This is a genomic window from Azospirillum sp. TSH20, from assembly GCF_003115935.1.
In the GTDB taxonomy this organism is placed as follows: Bacteria; Pseudomonadota; Alphaproteobacteria; order Azospirillales; family Azospirillaceae; genus Azospirillum.
This window is the reverse complement of record NZ_LGQU01000147.1, coordinates 19,234-34,122: the sequence shown is the minus strand read 5'-3', so window position 1 is coordinate 34,122 and position 14,889 is coordinate 19,234. Positions and strand designations below refer to the sequence as shown.

Sequence of the window (14,889 nt, the reverse complement as noted above, 5' to 3'; positions counted from 1 at the left end):
CGATGACTCCTTTTAAAGTCTACAAATATCCGCGCTCCGTGAAATGACGTGCATTTAAGGACGGGAGATCTCAGTGACTGGGAAAAAGCTCCGGGTAGCAATCGCTGGTGTCGGGAATTGTGCATCATCTTTTGTACAAGGGATATGCTATTATGCTGACGCCAAAGCCAATGAGCCGCCCCCGGGGCTTATGACTGTCGACATCGGCGGTTATCACGTTGGAGACATCGAGATTTCTGCGGCCTTCGATGTTGCAGCCTCAAAAGTGGGATCTGATGTCGGAGAGGCTATTTTCGCACCTCCTAATAATACTTTCCGCTTCGCCAAGCCGCCGCGCTTCGGCGTGCAGGTCGACCGTGGGCCGACGCTGGACGGCATAGGAAAATACCTCGCCGGAGACATCACCGAATCGGAGCAGCGGCCGGTGAACGTGGCGGAAACGCTGCGCCGCACCGGCACCGACATCCTGGTGTCCTACCTGCCGGTCGGGTCGCAGCAGGCCACGGAATTCTATGCCGAACAGGCGCTGGAGGCCGGCTGCGCCTTCGTCAACTGCATACCCGTCTTCATCGCTTCCAACCCCGTCTGGGCACGGCGCTTCGCCGAACGCGGGCTGCCGATCATCGGCGACGACATCAAGAGCCAGGTCGGCGCCACCATCGTCCACCGCATGCTGGCCAACCTGTTCCGCGAGCGCGGCGTGCGGCTGGACCGAACCTACCAGCTGAATTTCGGCGGCAACACCGACTTCAAGAACATGCTGGAACGCGAGCGTCTGGAATCGAAGAAGATCTCCAAGACCCAGGCGGTCACCAGCCAGCTGGACGTGCCGCTCGATCCGGATGACGTGCATGTCGGCCCCAGCGACCATGTGCCGTGGCTGACCGACCGCAAATGGGCGCATATCCGGCTCGAAGGCACGACCTTCGGCGGCGTGCCGCTGAATGTGGAGCTGAAGCTGGAGGTGTGGGACAGCCCGAACTCCGCCGGCATCGTCATCGACGCGGTGCGCTGCGCCAAGCTGGCGCTCGACCGCGGCATCGCCGGCCCGCTGGTCGGCCCGTCCAGCTACTTCATGAAGTCGCCACCGGAACAGTTCACCGATCACGAGGCGCGGGAGCGCACGCTGCGCTTCATCGCCGGCGAGCCGCCTATGGATTTCCCGCGGGAGCCCAAGCCGACCCGCCTGATGTGAGCGGCGGCATGGAAACCATCTTCATCCTGATCCGCCACGGCTCGCATGACCGGCTGGGCTCGGTCCTGTGCGGCCGCATGGCCGGCGTGACGCTCAGCGCCCAGGGCCGGGCGGAGGCCGACACGCTGGCCGACCGCCTGTCGGGACAACGCCTGGCCGCCGTGCTGTCCAGCCCGCTGGAACGCGCGGTCGAGACCGCCACCCCCATCGCCGAACGGCAGTCCCTTCCCCTGACCATCGAACCGACGCTGAACGAACTCGACCTCGGCGCCTGGAGCGGCAAGCGGTTCGAGGAACTGCACGGCGACCCCGCCTGGGACCTGTGGAACCGGGCGCGCAGCCATGGCCGCCCCACCCCCGGCGACACGCCCGGCGAGTCGATGGCGGAGGCGCAGACCCGGATCGCGGCGCTGCTCGACCGGCTGCGCCGCGCCAACCCCGGCGGCACGCTGGCCCTGGTCAGTCACGGCGACATCATCAAGGCGGCGCTGGCCCACGCCATGGGCCTGCCGCTGGATTTTTACGGACGATTCGAAATCAGCCCGGCTTCCCGCAGCGTCCTGATCGCCGGCGATTGGGGGCTGAAGGTCCACAGCATCAACGAGGGTGCGGCATGACGAGCCTGACGGCCGACCAGATCCGCGAACGGGTGACAGAACTCGGCGACTGGTTCCACAACATCGACCTCAACGGCGTGCGCACGGCGCCCAACCATTTCCTCAACGACTACCCGAACGTGAAGTGGAAACGCTTCGAGCATGCGGTGCCGAAGGATCTGACCGGCCGCACCGTGCTCGACATCGGCTGCAACGGCGGCTTCTACTCGATCGAGATGAAGCGCCGCGGTGCAGACCGGGTGGTCGCCATCGACTTCGACGACCGCTATCTGGCCCAGGCGAAATTCGCCGCCGAGGTGACCGGCCAGGACATCGAATTCCACAAGATGTCGGTCTACGACGTCGCCAAGCTCGGCGAGAGCTTCGACGTCGTGCTGTTCATGGGCGTGCTCTATCACCTGCGCCATCCGCTGCTGGCGCTGGACCTGATCCACGACCATGTCGCCAAGGACCTGATGATCTTCCAGTCGATGCAGCGCGGCTCGGCCGAGGTGGCGCCGGTGCGCGCCGACTACGACTTCTTCGAACAGGATCACTTCGACGATCCCGGCTATCCGAAGCTGCATTTCATCGAACACGACTACGCCCGCGACTGGACCAACTGGTGGGCGCCCAACGCCGCCTGCGCCGAGGCCATGCTGCGCAGCGCCGGCTTCGCCATCACCGAACATCCGGAACGCGAGGTCTATGTCTGCCGCCGTGTCGACCGCCCGACCGAGGCCGGGGCCGTCTATCCCGCCCAGCCGAAAGAAGACGCCGTGAAGAAAGGGACCGAGGGATGATCGAAGCCGCCAAGATCTGGAACGAGCCCAACAACAAGTCGCACTGGGACCCCAACCTCGACCCCGAATGGGACCTGTTCGCCCGCATGACCATCCTGGCCGGGCAGGCGATCCGGGCGGAGAACTCCACCATCACCCGCGTGCTGGGCGGCATGTCCCCCATCGACCCGTCCTTCGTCCGCCGGCTCGACGAGCGCGGCGTGCTGGAGGAGGTGGACGTGGTGGCGGTCCACGGCTTCCCGCTCGACTGGAATCTCTGGCAGATCCACGAGTGGCCGAACAAGATCGACGAGATCCGCGCCGTCACGGACAAGCCGATCTGGGTGACCGAGGCCGGCGTCTCCTCCTTCGGCGCCGAAGAGGTGCAGGCCTGGGGCGTCAAGCGCACCGCCGAGCTGCTGATCGGCAAGGTGCCGCGCATCCACTGGTACAGCCTGTACGACCTGCCCAGCCACTGGGAGGCCACCACCCGCCACAAGGAGGCGGAGGGGTCGTCCTACTACCGCCATTTCCACATGGGGCTTCTGCGCGCCGACGGCACGCCGAAACCGGCGGTGGAGGCCTTCGCCCCCTATGCCGGCCAGATGGGCATCTGCCAGTGGTTCCATTACGAGGATCACCGGCTTGACGAGGCGGTGGCGTGGCTGAAGCGGCTGGGTGTCCGCCACCTGCGCACCGGCCTGTCCTGGGCCGACAGCTTCCGCCCCAATGCGCTGGATTGGTTCGACCGCCAGATGGAGGCGCTGGCCGATTTCGACGTCACCGTCACCTTCTGCTTCACCCCGGAACACCGCGGCGTCGAACCCCACCACACCAGCCCGCCCCAGGTGGCCGAGGAGTTCGCCGAGTTCTGCGCCGCGATGATCCGCCGCTACGGCACCACGCGGACGGCCGATTCGGCAGCGTCGATGGCGGCAGTGGGGTAAGCCGCGCGCAGAACCGGCAAAAGCGGTTCGGAAGGAGCAATCACGCCGCCGGGCATCTCCCTAGGATCGGTGCAGTCCAGCGCCCTAACGGAGATGCCCCATGTCGGCCCGCCTTCGCGCGGCGGCGGTTGCCCTTTTGCTGTGGATCGGTCCGGCCTATGCGGCCCAATCGACAAATCCACCGCCGCTGACCAACACCCGCTTCGACGAGGATTACCGCTACCTGCTCTCGCCCGTGGCCCGCTCCGGCGCCTTTTGGGAGCGGTTCAAGGCCATCCCGGTCACCGGCGACGGCACCGCCTCGCTCTCCACCGGCCTGGAGCTTCGCCTGCGCGGCGAAGCCATCCGCAACAGCAGCTGGGGCCAGGACGAGCCGCGCAACGACGCCTACGGCCTGTGGCGCGCCCTGCCCTATGCCGACCTGCGCGTCGGCCAGAGCTTTCGCCTGTTCGGCCAGCTCATCATGGCCGGCACGGCGGGCAAGCTGGATCCGCTGGCGCCGCCGGACGCCGACCGCATCGACCTGATGCAGGGCTTCGCCGACCTGAACGCCCCGCTCGGGGATGCCCAGGGCACGCTGCGCGTCGGCCGCCAGATGCTGGCCTATGGGTCGGAACGGCTGATCTCCATCCGCTATGGCGCCAACGTGCCCCGCTCCTTTGACGCGGTGAAGGGGATCGTCAGCGCCGGCCCGTGGCGCATCGACGCCTTCCTAGGCCGCCCGGTCCAGCCGACGCCGGAGCTGTTCGACGACGGCCGCGACGCCAAACGCACCGCTTGGGCGCTTTATGCCACGCGGCCACTTGATTTCGGTTGGACCGACAGCGCCGGCCTGGACGCCTACTACATCGGCTACCGCAACCGCAGCGCCAGCTTCGACTCAGGACGCGCCAGCGAACTGCGCCACACCATCGGCCTGCGCAGCTTCGGCAAGGCCGCCGGCTGGGATTGGAACTGGGAGGCGATGGGCCAGTTCGGCCGCTTCGGCAGCGGGTCCATCCGTGCCTGGTCGCTCGCCACCGACAGCGGCTATCGCTTCACCACGCTGCCGTTGCAGCCCCGCCTCAGCCTGAAGGCCAACATCGCCAGCGGCGACGGCGATCCGCGCGACGACCGGCTGGAGACCTTCAACCCCCTGTTCCCGCGCGCCAAATATTTCGGCGAGCTGACGCCGATCGGTCCCTATAACCTGATGAACCTGCACCCGACGCTCGACCTCGCCCTGACCGACGAGTTCAGCCTGTCCGCCTCCGCCATCGCCTATTGGCGCGAAAGCCTGGATGACGGGGTGTACGACCTGACCGGCGGCCTGCTGCGCTCCGGCGCCGCGTCACGGGCGCGCTATGTCGGCACCCAGGGCGAACTGGTGCTGTCCTACAGCTCCGGCCGCTCCTTCGAGGGGCTGGTCTCCTATTCGCTGTTCCGCCCCGGTCCCTTCCTGAAGGACAGCGGCCCGGCCAAGACCATCCATTTCGCCGGCATGGAGGCGGTCTTCAAATTTTAAAGGCGCGGCTCCCGCGACCCGAACGCGGTTTCGCGCGTTCAGACTATCGGGCGGAAGGCCTGAACGGACGAACAGCGGAAACAGGGCGCGGTGGAGCGGCGAATACAGGACAGAAGACGAGGCAAGCCGTCCCTGAAGAAGGGGCGGCTGCTCCATGTCCGCTCCGGCCTGTCGGCGGAAAAGACCCTGCTGCTGCGCATCGGGATCGTCGCGGTCCTGATCGCGCTGGTCATCGCGGTGTTCTGGTTCGACCGTGACGGACTGAAGGACCAGATCGACGGCACCATCAGCTTTCCCGACATCCTCTATTTCGCCATGATCACGGTGACCACCGTCGGCTATGGCGACATCGTGCCGGTCAGCCACTCCGCCCGCCTGATCGACGCCTTCGCCGTCACCCCCATCCGCATCTTCATCTGGTTCATCTTTCTCGGCACCGCCTACGAGCTGGTGGTGCAGAGGATCGTGGAGGAATTCCGATTGAGCCGCATTCAGAAGCAGTTGCAGGGCCACATCGTGCTGTGCGGCTTCGGGCACAGCGGATTCATCGCGGCGCAGGAGACCGTCTCGAAGGGCCATCCCGCCGACCACATCGTCGTCATCGACGATTCGGAGGACCGCATCCAGCTGGCCGCCGACGCCGGCTTCATCGGCCTTCTCGGCGACGGCACCAGCGAGGAGACGCTGACCAAGGCCTGCGTCGGCAAAGCCAAGGCGGTGATCGTCAGCACCGGGCGCGACGACACCACCATCCTGGTGATCCTGACCGTGCGCCACCTGTCCGCCGCCACCAAGATCGTGGCGAACATCAGGCAGGAGGAGAACATCAAGCTCGCCAACCTCAGCGGCGCCGATCTGGTGGTGTCGCCGCCGAAGATCGGCGGCTACCTGATGGCCGATGCGGTGGAGACGCGCCACGCCACCCCCTTCCTCTGCGACCTGATGTCGACCGGCGGCCAGATGGTGCTCAGCGAACGCCGCGCGGAAACGGACGAGGTCGGCCTGACCATGGCGGAGGTCACCGCCGGCATGGTCGTCCAGGTCCACAGCCACGGCCGCGACATACCCTTCACCGAACGCAACCGCTACATCATCCAGGCGCAGGACACGCTGCTGATCATCAGCCCACCGGGCGAGAGAAACATCCCCTCTCCCCCCCGGGGAGAGGGTTAGGGTGAGGGGGTCGCGCGGCGAGGATTCTCGGGATGGTCACGCAGTGCATCCCCCTCACCCCGACCCTCTCCCCGGGGGGAGAGGGGGACATCCCCACACGCTCAGCCCTTGTAATGCCGCCCGAAGCGGTTGTTCAGGAAGGCGTCCAGCGGCACCTGTTCCTGGCGGATGAAGCCGGCCTGCGGGATGGAGCCCTCGCGCAGCAGGTCCAGCACGGCGCAGATGCCGGCGGCAGTGGTGACCTGGATGGCGCTCCAGGTGCGGCCGGCGATCTGCTTGCTGTAGATCTTGGTGGCGAAGGTCTCCTGCCGCAGTTCGCCCTCCTGCACGCCGGTGGCGGTCGCCAGCACCAGAACCACGTCCTGCAGAGTCAGCGGCACCGCCGTCTCCAGCACGTCCTTCAGCAGATGGCGCCGCTCGCCCAGCCGCAGGTCGCGGATCAGCAGGCGGACGATGTCGCGGTGGCCAGGATAGCGCACGGTCTTGTAATCGAGGTTCCGCACCTTGCCGGCCAGCGTCTCGCACAGCGACCCCAGCCCGCCCGAGGTGTTGAAGGCCTCGTAATCGACGCCGTCCAGTGCGAAGCGCTCGTCGCCCTCCAGCGGCATCACCTCGTGCGGGCGGCCGTCGACGATGGCCTCGCACGGGTTGCAGTATTCGTTGATGAGCCCGTCGGTGCTCCAGGTCAGATTGTACTTCAGGGCGTTGGTCGGGTACTGCGGCAGGGCGCCGACCCTAAGGTGCAGGTTGTGCAGCTCGTCGAAGCGGCGGGCGAGGTCATGACCGACGATGGAAATGAAGCCCGGCGCCAGACCGCATTGCGGGATCAGCGCGCTGTTGGCGGTCTCCGCCAGCGACTTCACCTTGCGGGTGGCGGCGACATCCTCGGTCAGGTCCAGGTAATGGGCGCCGGCCGCGACGGCGGCGGTGGCGATGGCCGGGGTCAGGGTGAAGGGGCAGGCGCTCAACACCGCATGCTGGCCTTCCATGGCGGCGCGCAGCGACGCGGGATCCTCCACATCGACGCGCATCACCCGCAACCCGGCATGCTCGGCGCGGTACAGCAGCGCCTCGTCCCGGTCACCGATGGTGACGGCGAAATCGTCGGTCTCGGACAGCAGCGTGCCGATCATCGACCCGATCTTGCCGGCCCCCAGAACCAGAACCTTCATCGTTGCCATCTCTCGCGCTCCTCTGTTCAGCCGTATCCGTGTTGGCGAGCCAAGCTGACGATTTGGCTCGCACACAAAAGGTGCCGGCGGATGTGGCCGAGCTGAACCGGGCAATGCGCCGGTGAGGCGGGAGATTTCCGTCGGAATGACGGATACTCCGTTGAAATGACGGATGCGCTTTATCCCTCGCGCAGCGTCGGCACCGGCGCTAAGGTCGCAGCCGGTTTTCACGAAGTCCGGCCCGCACCCATGACCACGCGCCAACTGACCGCCCCGCACGCCGTCCTGCTGGAGGAGCCGCAACAGGGCGTCCCTCAGACCAGCGAGATGATCTGCGGCGAACGCTTCCGCATTCTGGAGGAGCGCGACGGCTGGCTGCGGGCGGAGAACGCCTTCGACGGCCATGTCGGCTGGCTGCCGCCGGGCACCGCGCATCGGGAGCCGGTGGCCCCCACCCACCGCGTGCGGGCTCTGCGCGCCGACCTGCATCCCGGCCCGACGCACCGGGCGCCGCCGGTGGCGACGCTCAGCTTCGGGTCGCTGGTGACGCTGGACGGCCGGGCCGAGAATGGCTGGGTCGGCACCGACGACGGGCTTTGGCTGTTCGCGGGCTGGCTGGAGCCGGTGGACGCCCCTCCCGCGACCGACCATCTCGCCACCGCCCTGCGCTTCCTGGAGACACCCTATGTCTGGGGCGGACGCAGCAGCTTCGGCATCGATTGTTCCGGGCTGGCGCTGACCGCCATGGCGGCGGCCGGCGTGGTCTCCCACCACAGCAGCGGCATGCAGCGCAAGGACGAGCGGCTGGGGGCGTGGGTGTCCGACGATGGCCGCGACGTGGAGTATCAGCGTGGCGACATCGTCTTCTTCCCCGGCCATGTCGGGCTAATGGTGGACGGGGCGAACCTGCTGCACGCCACCGTCTTCACCATGTCAGTCGTGATCGAGCCGCTGAGCGAAGTCGCCAAACGCGCGGAGATCAATGGAGTCCGCCGTCCCGGCCAGGGCGTCCGCCGCCCCGACCTGACGCGGGCGTAGCGCCTCGCCCACCAGCAGCAGGGTCGGCCCCTTGCCGGCGGCCACCCCTTGCTCCGCCATGGCGCCGAGCGTCGTCCAATAGCGGCGCTCGTCGGGCCGGCAGCCGTTTTCCACCGCCAGAACCGGCGTGTTGGCCGGCAGCCCGGCCCCGGTCAGGCCCTGGCCGACCGCGCGCGCCTGCTCGCGTCCCATATAGATCGCCAGCGTGCCCTGCGGATCGGCCAACCGTGCCCAGTCGGGCTCGAACCGCTCGCCGTCGCGGCCATGGGCGGTGACGAAAGTGACGGCGCGCGACACCCCGCGCCGGGTCAGCGACAGCCCCGTCGAGGCCGCACAGCCGAGCGCCGCGGTGATGCCGGGGACCACGCGAACCGGAATGCCGAGGCTGTCGAGATGCTCGATCTCCTCGCCCGCCCGACCGAACACCATCGGATCGCCGCCCTTCAGCCGCACCACCCGCTTGCCGCGCCGGGCATGGAAGGCGATCAGCGCGTTGATCTCCCCTTGCGGCAGCGAATGCCGGCCGGAGCGTTTGCCGACGCAGATGCGCTCTGCCTTCGGGTTGGCGAGGTCGAGGATGCCGTCGCCGACCAGCGCGTCGTAGAGCACGACCTCGGCGGCGGCAAGTGCCTTCACCGCCGCGACGGTCAGCAGGTCGGGATCGCCGGGGCCGGCGCCGACGAGCGCCACTTGCCCCCACCTATCCTCCCCCGCTGGGCGGGGGAGGGACTGCCGCAGCTTTCCCGCCTTAGTACCGATCCCCTCCCCTGCGAAGCGGGGGAGGGTCAGGGTGGGGGCACCGCCGCCGGCGCCCGCGACACGCGGGACCAAGAGGCGCACCAACGCCGCGAGACCATCACGCCACTTCGCGCTGATGAGCATGACGAAGCACCTCCTTGAGTTCTGGCACGCAGGAACCACAATTCGTCCCGGCCTTCAACGCCGCACCGATCTCCGCCACGCTGGTCAGCCGCCGGTCGCGGATGGCGCCGGCCAGCCGGTTGATGCCGACGCTGAAGCAGGCGCAAACGATCCGCCCCTCATCCGCGGCAGCTCCCGGTGCCCGTCCGGCGAGCAGCCCGGCCCGCGCGCCGTCGTCCAGACCGTCGGCCTCCAAGAGCCCGGCCAGCCAGCCGCGCGGCGGCAGGCGCCCGTCGGCGGCGACGAACAGGCAGGCGTCCAGCCGGTCCCCGTCCATCCAGGCCATCCGCAGACCGCCGCGCGCGTGGTCACGGAACTCCACCACCGCCTCGGCCGGGTCGAGACCGGGCAGCCACGCCGCAACATCGGGGATCGCCCCCGTCCCGGCCATCTCCACCAGATGTCCGCCGCTCACCGCCCGCCGCGCCCAATAGCCGCCATGCCCAGGCTCAACCGGCCGGCGGGTCAGCAGGAAGGCGGTCCAGTGCGGCCGCCAGGGCTCCACCGTCGCCGGCATCCGCTTCAGATCCGGCTGGCCGGAGACCGGGTCCACCGCCTCGTCGTCGATCAGCCGGCCGATGACACAGGCGCCGGTGAAGCGGTCGGTCCAATGCATCGGCAGGAAGATCGTGCCTTCGCTTTGGGCATCGGTGACGCGGACCCGCGCCAGCGCCTCCCCCGCCGCCGTGGCGATGCGAGCCAGCCCGCCATCGTCCACGCCCCGCGCCGCCGCATCCGCCGGGTGAATGTCCAGCCGCGGTTCCGGCACATGGGCCGACAGCCGCGCCGACAGTCCGGTGCGCGTCATCGTGTGCCACTGGTCGCGCAGCCGCCCCGTGTTCAGCAGCAAAGCGCCTTCCGGCACCGCACGCGGCATCGGCTTCGCCGTCACCGCCAGCATCCGCGCCCGCCCGTCGGCGGTGAAGAATCGGCCGTCGCCGAACAGCCGCTTCTGCGGCTCGCCCCCGGCGCGCCAGGGCCAGGGGAAGGGCGCCAGGGCGTCGTAACCGGCATCATCCAGTCCGCTCAGCGCCCCGATGTCGAAGGCCCGCGAACCGCCATTCTCGAAATCCGACAGCGCCGCATGCTCGCGGAACACCGCGGCGGCGGTCTCATACGGAAAAGCATCGGCGAAGCCCATCCGCCGCGCGACCTGCGTCACGATCCACCAATCGGCCCGCGCCTCCCCCTCGCCATCCTTGAAGGCCCGCTGCCGCGAGATGGTGCGGTCGGAGTTGGTGACGGTGCCGTCCTTCTCGCTCCAGCCCTTGGCCGGCAGGCGAATATGGGCGAAGCGGCCGGTGTCGGTGTCGCGGATGCAGTCGGAGACCACCACGGTTTCACACTTCGCCAGCGCCCGGCGGACCCGCCCGGCGTCGGGCATGCTGACCGCCGGGTTGGTCGCCATGATCCACACAGCCTTGACCGAGCCGGCCTCGATGGCGCGGAACAGATCCACCGCCTTCAGCCCCGGCTTGTCCGCTATGCGCGGCGCGCTCCAGAAACGGCCGACCCGCTCCACCTCCTCCGCCGTGAAGCCCATATGCGCCGCCAGCTGGTTCGCCAGCCCGCCGACCTCGCGCCCGCCCATGGCGTTCGGCTGCCCGGTGACGGAGAAGGGACCGCAACCCGGCCGGCCGATGCGCCCGGTCAGGAAATGCACGTTCAGGATGGCGTTGACGGTGTCGCTGCCTTGGGACGACTGGTTGACGCCTTGCGAATAGACCGTCACCACCCGTTCCGTCGCCGCGAACTCGGCATAGAAGGCGGCGACCTCTGCCTCGGCCAGCCCGCAACGGCGGGCCACCGTCTCGATATCGGCCGCATCAGCGCGGGCGGCGGCCAGCGCCTCCTCCACCCCCTCGGCATGGGCGGCGACGAAGCCGGCATCGCGATGGCCACGGCTGTCCAAATAGGCCAGCAACCCGTTGAACAGCAGCGCATCTGTGCCGGCGTTCAGCGCCAGATGACGGTCGGCGGCATCGACGCAATCGGTCCGCCGCGGATCGACCACGACGATGCGCGTGCCGCGCTCCGCCCTCGCCGCCAGCAGCCGCTGGTTCAGCACCGGGTGGCACCAGGCGAGGTTCGACCCCACCAGCACCACCAGATCGGTGCACTCGAAATCCTCGTAGCTCCCCGGCACCGCATCGGCGCCCAGCCCGCGCTTGTGCCCGACCACCGACGAGGCCATGCACAGCCGCGAGTTGGTGTCGATGTTCGCCGAGCCGATGAAGCCCTTCATCAGCTTGTTGGCGACGTAATAATCCTCGGTCAGCAGCTGGCCGGAGACGTAGAAGGCGACCGAGTCCGGCCCATGCTTGGCGATGGTGTCGGAAAAGCGCCGAGCCACCTCGTCCAGCGCCTCGTCCCACGACACCCGGCAATACCCATTTTCTGGGCCGCCGATCTCCGGTTGGAGCAGCCGCCCCTCCGGCACCAGCGTGTCGGCCAGCGCCGATCCCTTGGAACAGAGCCGTCCCCGGTTCGCCGGATGGTCGGCATCGCCGCGTACGGTGACGGCGCCATCGGCCGCCACCCGCGCGATCACCCCGCACCCGACCCCGCAATAGGGACAGGTGGTCTTCACCTCCCGTTTCGGCCCGGAGGACGGCCCCCCAATAGGATCGGGTCCATCAAACATGGCCGCAGGCCTTGCGGCAGCCGCCGCGAGACAGCTTGGCCTCGCCGAGCGCGATGGCAACGCTGCGCCCCTCGACCCGCACCGGAACATGGCCGGTGCGGCCCTCGTCGGGGGCGACGGCCTCGCCGGTCGCCAGCTCGATCACCCAGTTGTGCAGCGGGCAGGTGACGCGGCGGCCATGGACGATGCCCTGGGACAGCGGCCCCTGCTTATGCGGGCAGGCATCCTCCAACGCGAAGACCTCGTCGGCCGCCGTGCGGAACAGGGCGATGTCGCCGCCGGGCGTGCGGACGACGCGCGAGCCCAGCACCGGGATGTCGTCGATGTTGCCGACCTGGGTCCAGACGGTTTCCATGATGATGCTGTCCATGATCCTTACCCCACTTCGGCGAGCAGATTGAATTCGTGACGGTCGACGCCCTTGGCGGCGCGCTCCGCCCAGGGGTCGTCCTGCGAGAAGGTCTGCGAGAACAGGAAACGCGCGTTCAACGCCCGCCGCCGCTCCGGATCATCGACCAGCGCCGCCTTGATGTGGTCCAGACCGACCCGCTCCACCCACGGCGCGGTGCGCTCCAGATAGCGGGCCTCTTCGCGGTACAGCTGCATGAAGGCGCCGGTGTACTCCAGCACCTCCTCCTCGGTCGCCACGCGGACCAGCAGGTCGCAGGCCCGGACATGCAGGCCGCCGTTGCCGCCGACATGCAGTTCATAGCCGCTGTCGATGCAGACGACGCCCAGATCCTTGATGGTCGCCTCGGCGCAGTTGCGCGGGCAGCCGGACACCGCCAGCTTGACCTTGTGCGGGGTCCAGGTGCCCCAGGTCATGCGTTCCAGCTTCACGCCCAGCCCGGTCGAGTCCTGCGTGCCGAAGCGGCACCATTCCGACCCGACGCAGGTCTTCACCGTGCGCAGACCCTTGGCATAGGCATGGCCGGACACCATCCCGGCGGCGTTCAGATCGGCCCAGACCGCCGGCAGATCCTCCTTCTTCACGCCGAACAGGTCGATGCGCTGGCCGCCGGTGACCTTCACGGTCGGGATGTTGAACTTGTCCACCACGTCGGCGATGGCGCGCAGCTCGGCGGCGTTGGTCAGGCCGCCCCACATGCGCGGCACGACCGAATAGGTGCCGTCCTTTTGGATGTTGGCGTGGGCGCGCTCGTTGATGTAGCGGGACTGATAGTCGTCCCGGTACTCGCCGGGCCACGCGCACAGCAGGTAGTAGTTCAGCGCCGGCCGGCAGGACGCGCAGCCGTCGGGCGTCGTCCATTCCATCGCCTGGAACACCTCGGCCATGGTCTTCAGCCCGTGCTCCACGATGGCCGCCCGCACCGCGTCATGGGTGTGGTGGGTGCATTTGCACATCGGCTTGACCTTGGGCGCGGCCGTGAAGCCGTCGCCCAGCGTCACCGCCAGCAGCCGTTCCACCGTGCCGGAGCAGCCGCCGCAGGAGGCCGAGGCCTTGGTGTGCGCCTTCACCTCGTCCAGGCTGGTCAGGCCCTTTTCGGTGATCGCCTTGACGATGGTGCCCTTGCACACGCCGTTGCAGCCGCAAATCTCGGCGCTGTCGGGCAATGCTGCGATGGCGGCGTTCGGGTCGCCCGCATCGGCACCGCCGAAGCCCTGCCCGAAGATCATGGTGTCGCGCTCAGCCGACACGTCGGCGCCGTCCTTCAGCAGCGAGAAGTACCAGGCGCCGTCCTTGGTGTCGCCATACAGCACGGCGCCCAGCAGCTTGCCGTCCTTCAGCACCAGCCGCTTGTAGACGCCGCGCGCCGCGTCGCGGAACACGATGTCCTCGGTCCCCTCCCCGCCCGAGAAATCGCCGGCGGAGAACACGTCGACGCCGGTGACCTTCAGCTTGGTCGAGGTGACGGAGCCGGTGTAGGCCGCACCCTCCCCGCCCGCGAGGTCGTGGGCCAGCACCTTCGCCATCTCGAACAGCGGGGCGACGAGGCCCCAGGTGACGCCGCGATGCTCGACGCATTCGCCGACCGCATAGATCGACGGATCGCTGGTGCGCATCTGGTCATCCACCCGGATGCCGCGCCCGCACTCCAGACCGGCCGCCTTGCCCAGCGCCATGTTCGGGCGGATGCCCACCGCCATGACGACGATGTCGGCCGGCAGCTCGCGACCGTCCTTCAGCCGCACCGCGCGGACCCACTCGTCGCCAACAATCTCTGCCGTGTCGGCGCCGGTCAGCACCTCGATGCCGCGGCGCTCCAGCTCGCGCTGCAGCAGCATGCCGGCCGACGGGTCGAGCTGGCGCTCCATCAGCGTCGGCATCAGGTGGACGACGGTAACCTCCATGCCCTTGACCCGCAGGCCGTTGGCTGCCTCCAGACCCAGCAGGCCGCCGCCGATCACAACGGCGCGCCCGCCCTTCGCCGCCGCCGCCAGCATGGCGTCCACGTCCGCCAGATCGCGGAAGCCGATGACGCCCGGCAGGGTCGATCCCGGCACCGGGATGATGAAGGGCATCGACCCGGTGGCGATCAGCAGCTTGTCATAGGGAACGACGCGGCCGGACTGCGAGACCACCGTCTTGGCCGCGCGGTCGATGCCCTCCACCGGCTCGCCGGTCAGCAGGGTGATGCCGTTGGCGTCGTACCACTCGCGGCTGTTCAGCACGATCTGGTCGAAGGTCTTCTCTCCCGCCAGCACCGGCGACAGCATGATGCGGTTGTAGTTCGGATGCGGCTCGGCCCCGAAGACGGTGACGTCAAAGCGGCCCGGCGCCTTGGCCAGCAGCTCTTCCACCGTCTTCATGCCGGCCATGCCGTTGCCGACCACCACCAGCCGCTCCCTGGCCGGGCCGGCACTGCGCAGTTCGGCCTCGTTCAGTTCAACGACGGGCCCGTTGTTCGATGAGAGATGCATGTCCATGGCGCGTCTGCCTCGTCAATCGTGTCCG

Annotated in this window: 12 protein-coding genes; 7 read left to right on the top strand and 5 right to left on the bottom strand. The window is 68.4% G+C overall.

Annotated features, from left to right (window positions below; genetic code table 11):
• Window positions 1-190: 190 nt before the first annotated feature.
• The 6 genes from TSH20_RS31465 (at window position 191) to TSH20_RS31440 (ending at window position 6,197) form a co-directional block, all read left to right on the top strand.
• Window positions 191-1,195 carry a myo-inositol-1-phosphate synthase gene (locus tag TSH20_RS31465; RefSeq protein WP_247871115.1) on the top strand — a complete coding sequence of 335 codons (1,005 nt, stop codon included), beginning with the start codon at window positions 191-193 and terminating at the stop codon, window positions 1,193-1,195.
• Between the two features lie 8 nt (window positions 1,196-1,203).
• The gene (locus TSH20_RS31460) at window positions 1,204-1,812 is read left to right on the top strand and encodes a histidine phosphatase family protein (protein WP_109155670.1); all 609 of its coding nucleotides are present in this window, start codon (window positions 1,204-1,206) and stop codon (window positions 1,810-1,812) included.
• Window positions 1,809-2,594 carry a TIGR04290 family methyltransferase gene (locus TSH20_RS31455; RefSeq protein ID WP_109155654.1) on the top strand — a complete coding sequence of 262 codons (786 nt, stop codon included), beginning with the start codon at window positions 1,809-1,811 and terminating at the stop codon, window positions 2,592-2,594. Before TSH20_RS31460 ends, TSH20_RS31455 begins: the two co-directional genes overlap by 4 nt.
• The gene (locus TSH20_RS31450; RefSeq protein ID WP_109155653.1) at window positions 2,591-3,520 is read left to right on the top strand and encodes a beta-xylosidase; all 930 of its coding nucleotides are present in this window, start codon (window positions 2,591-2,593) and stop codon (window positions 3,518-3,520) included. Before TSH20_RS31455 ends, TSH20_RS31450 begins: the two co-directional genes overlap by 4 nt.
• Before the next feature lie 100 nt (window positions 3,521-3,620).
• Window positions 3,621-5,024, top strand: a complete 1,404-nt coding sequence (locus TSH20_RS31445; RefSeq protein WP_109155652.1) for an alginate export family protein — start codon at window positions 3,621-3,623, stop codon at window positions 5,022-5,024.
• A 90-nt stretch (window positions 5,025-5,114) separates the two neighbouring features.
• On the top strand, window positions 5,115-6,197 hold the full coding sequence (locus TSH20_RS31440; RefSeq protein WP_109155651.1) for a potassium channel protein: 1,083 nt from the start codon (window positions 5,115-5,117) through the stop codon (window positions 6,195-6,197).
• A 101-nt stretch (window positions 6,198-6,298) separates the two neighbouring features.
• Here TSH20_RS31440 and TSH20_RS31430 read toward each other — a convergent pair whose 3' ends face one another.
• Window positions 6,299-7,378: a saccharopine dehydrogenase C-terminal domain-containing protein gene (locus TSH20_RS31430; RefSeq protein WP_109155650.1), complete on the bottom strand. Its 1,080-nt coding sequence runs from the start codon at window positions 7,376-7,378 to the stop codon at window positions 6,299-6,301.
• A gap of 240 nt (window positions 7,379-7,618) precedes the next feature.
• Between TSH20_RS31430 and TSH20_RS31425 the strand changes: the two genes are divergently transcribed.
• Entirely contained in the window at window positions 7,619-8,407 is a 789-nt protein-coding gene (locus TSH20_RS31425) for an NlpC/P60 family protein (RefSeq protein WP_109155669.1), read from the top strand.
• On the opposite strand, the gene cobA is transcribed toward TSH20_RS31425, so the two are convergent.
• The 4 genes from cobA to nirB all read right to left on the bottom strand — a co-directional run bounded on the left by cobA (window position 8,303) and on the right by nirB (window position 14,855).
• A complete protein-coding gene (gene cobA / locus TSH20_RS31420; protein ID WP_109155649.1) occupies window positions 8,303-9,097 on the bottom strand; it encodes a uroporphyrinogen-III C-methyltransferase in 795 nt (264 codons plus the stop codon). The genes TSH20_RS31425 and cobA overlap by 105 nt on opposite strands.
• Before the next feature lie 166 nt (window positions 9,098-9,263).
• Window positions 9,264-11,972 carry a nitrate reductase gene (locus TSH20_RS31415; protein WP_109155648.1) on the bottom strand — a complete coding sequence of 903 codons (2,709 nt, stop codon included), beginning with the start codon at window positions 11,970-11,972 and terminating at the stop codon, window positions 9,264-9,266.
• Window positions 11,965-12,342: a nitrite reductase small subunit NirD gene (nirD, locus tag TSH20_RS31410; protein WP_109155647.1), complete on the bottom strand. Its 378-nt coding sequence runs from the start codon at window positions 12,340-12,342 to the stop codon at window positions 11,965-11,967. Before nirD ends, TSH20_RS31415 begins: the two co-directional genes overlap by 8 nt.
• Window positions 12,343-12,347: 5 nt before the next feature.
• Window positions 12,348-14,855, bottom strand: coding sequence for a nitrite reductase large subunit NirB (gene nirB, locus TSH20_RS31405; RefSeq protein WP_199231864.1), 2,508 nt, complete (start codon window positions 14,853-14,855; stop codon window positions 12,348-12,350).
• Window positions 14,856-14,889 lie beyond the last annotated feature (34 nt).

Coding starts and splice junctions, on each gene's coding strand:
- TSH20_RS31465 (WP_247871115.1), top strand. CDS start 191: ATGACTGTCGACATCGGCGGTTATCACGTTGGAGACATCGAGATTTCT.
- TSH20_RS31460 (WP_109155670.1), top strand. CDS start 1,204: ATGGAAACCATCTTCATCCTGATCCGCCACGGCTCGCATGACCGGCTG.
- TSH20_RS31455 (WP_109155654.1), top strand. CDS start 1,809: ATGACGAGCCTGACGGCCGACCAGATCCGCGAACGGGTGACAGAACTC.
- TSH20_RS31450 (WP_109155653.1), top strand. CDS start 2,591: ATGATCGAAGCCGCCAAGATCTGGAACGAGCCCAACAACAAGTCGCAC.
- TSH20_RS31445 (WP_109155652.1), top strand. CDS start 3,621: ATGTCGGCCCGCCTTCGCGCGGCGGCGGTTGCCCTTTTGCTGTGGATC.
- TSH20_RS31430 (WP_109155650.1), bottom strand. CDS start 7,378: ATGGCAACGATGAAGGTTCTGGTTCTGGGGGCCGGCAAGATCGGGTCG.
- TSH20_RS31425 (WP_109155669.1), top strand. CDS start 7,619: ATGACCACGCGCCAACTGACCGCCCCGCACGCCGTCCTGCTGGAGGAG.
- TSH20_RS31415 (WP_109155648.1), bottom strand. CDS start 11,972: ATGTTTGATGGACCCGATCCTATTGGGGGGCCGTCCTCCGGGCCGAAA.
- nirD (WP_109155647.1), bottom strand. CDS start 12,342: ATGGACAGCATCATCATGGAAACCGTCTGGACCCAGGTCGGCAACATC.
- nirB (WP_199231864.1), bottom strand. CDS start 14,855: ATGCATCTCTCATCGAACAACGGGCCCGTCGTTGAACTGAACGAGGCC.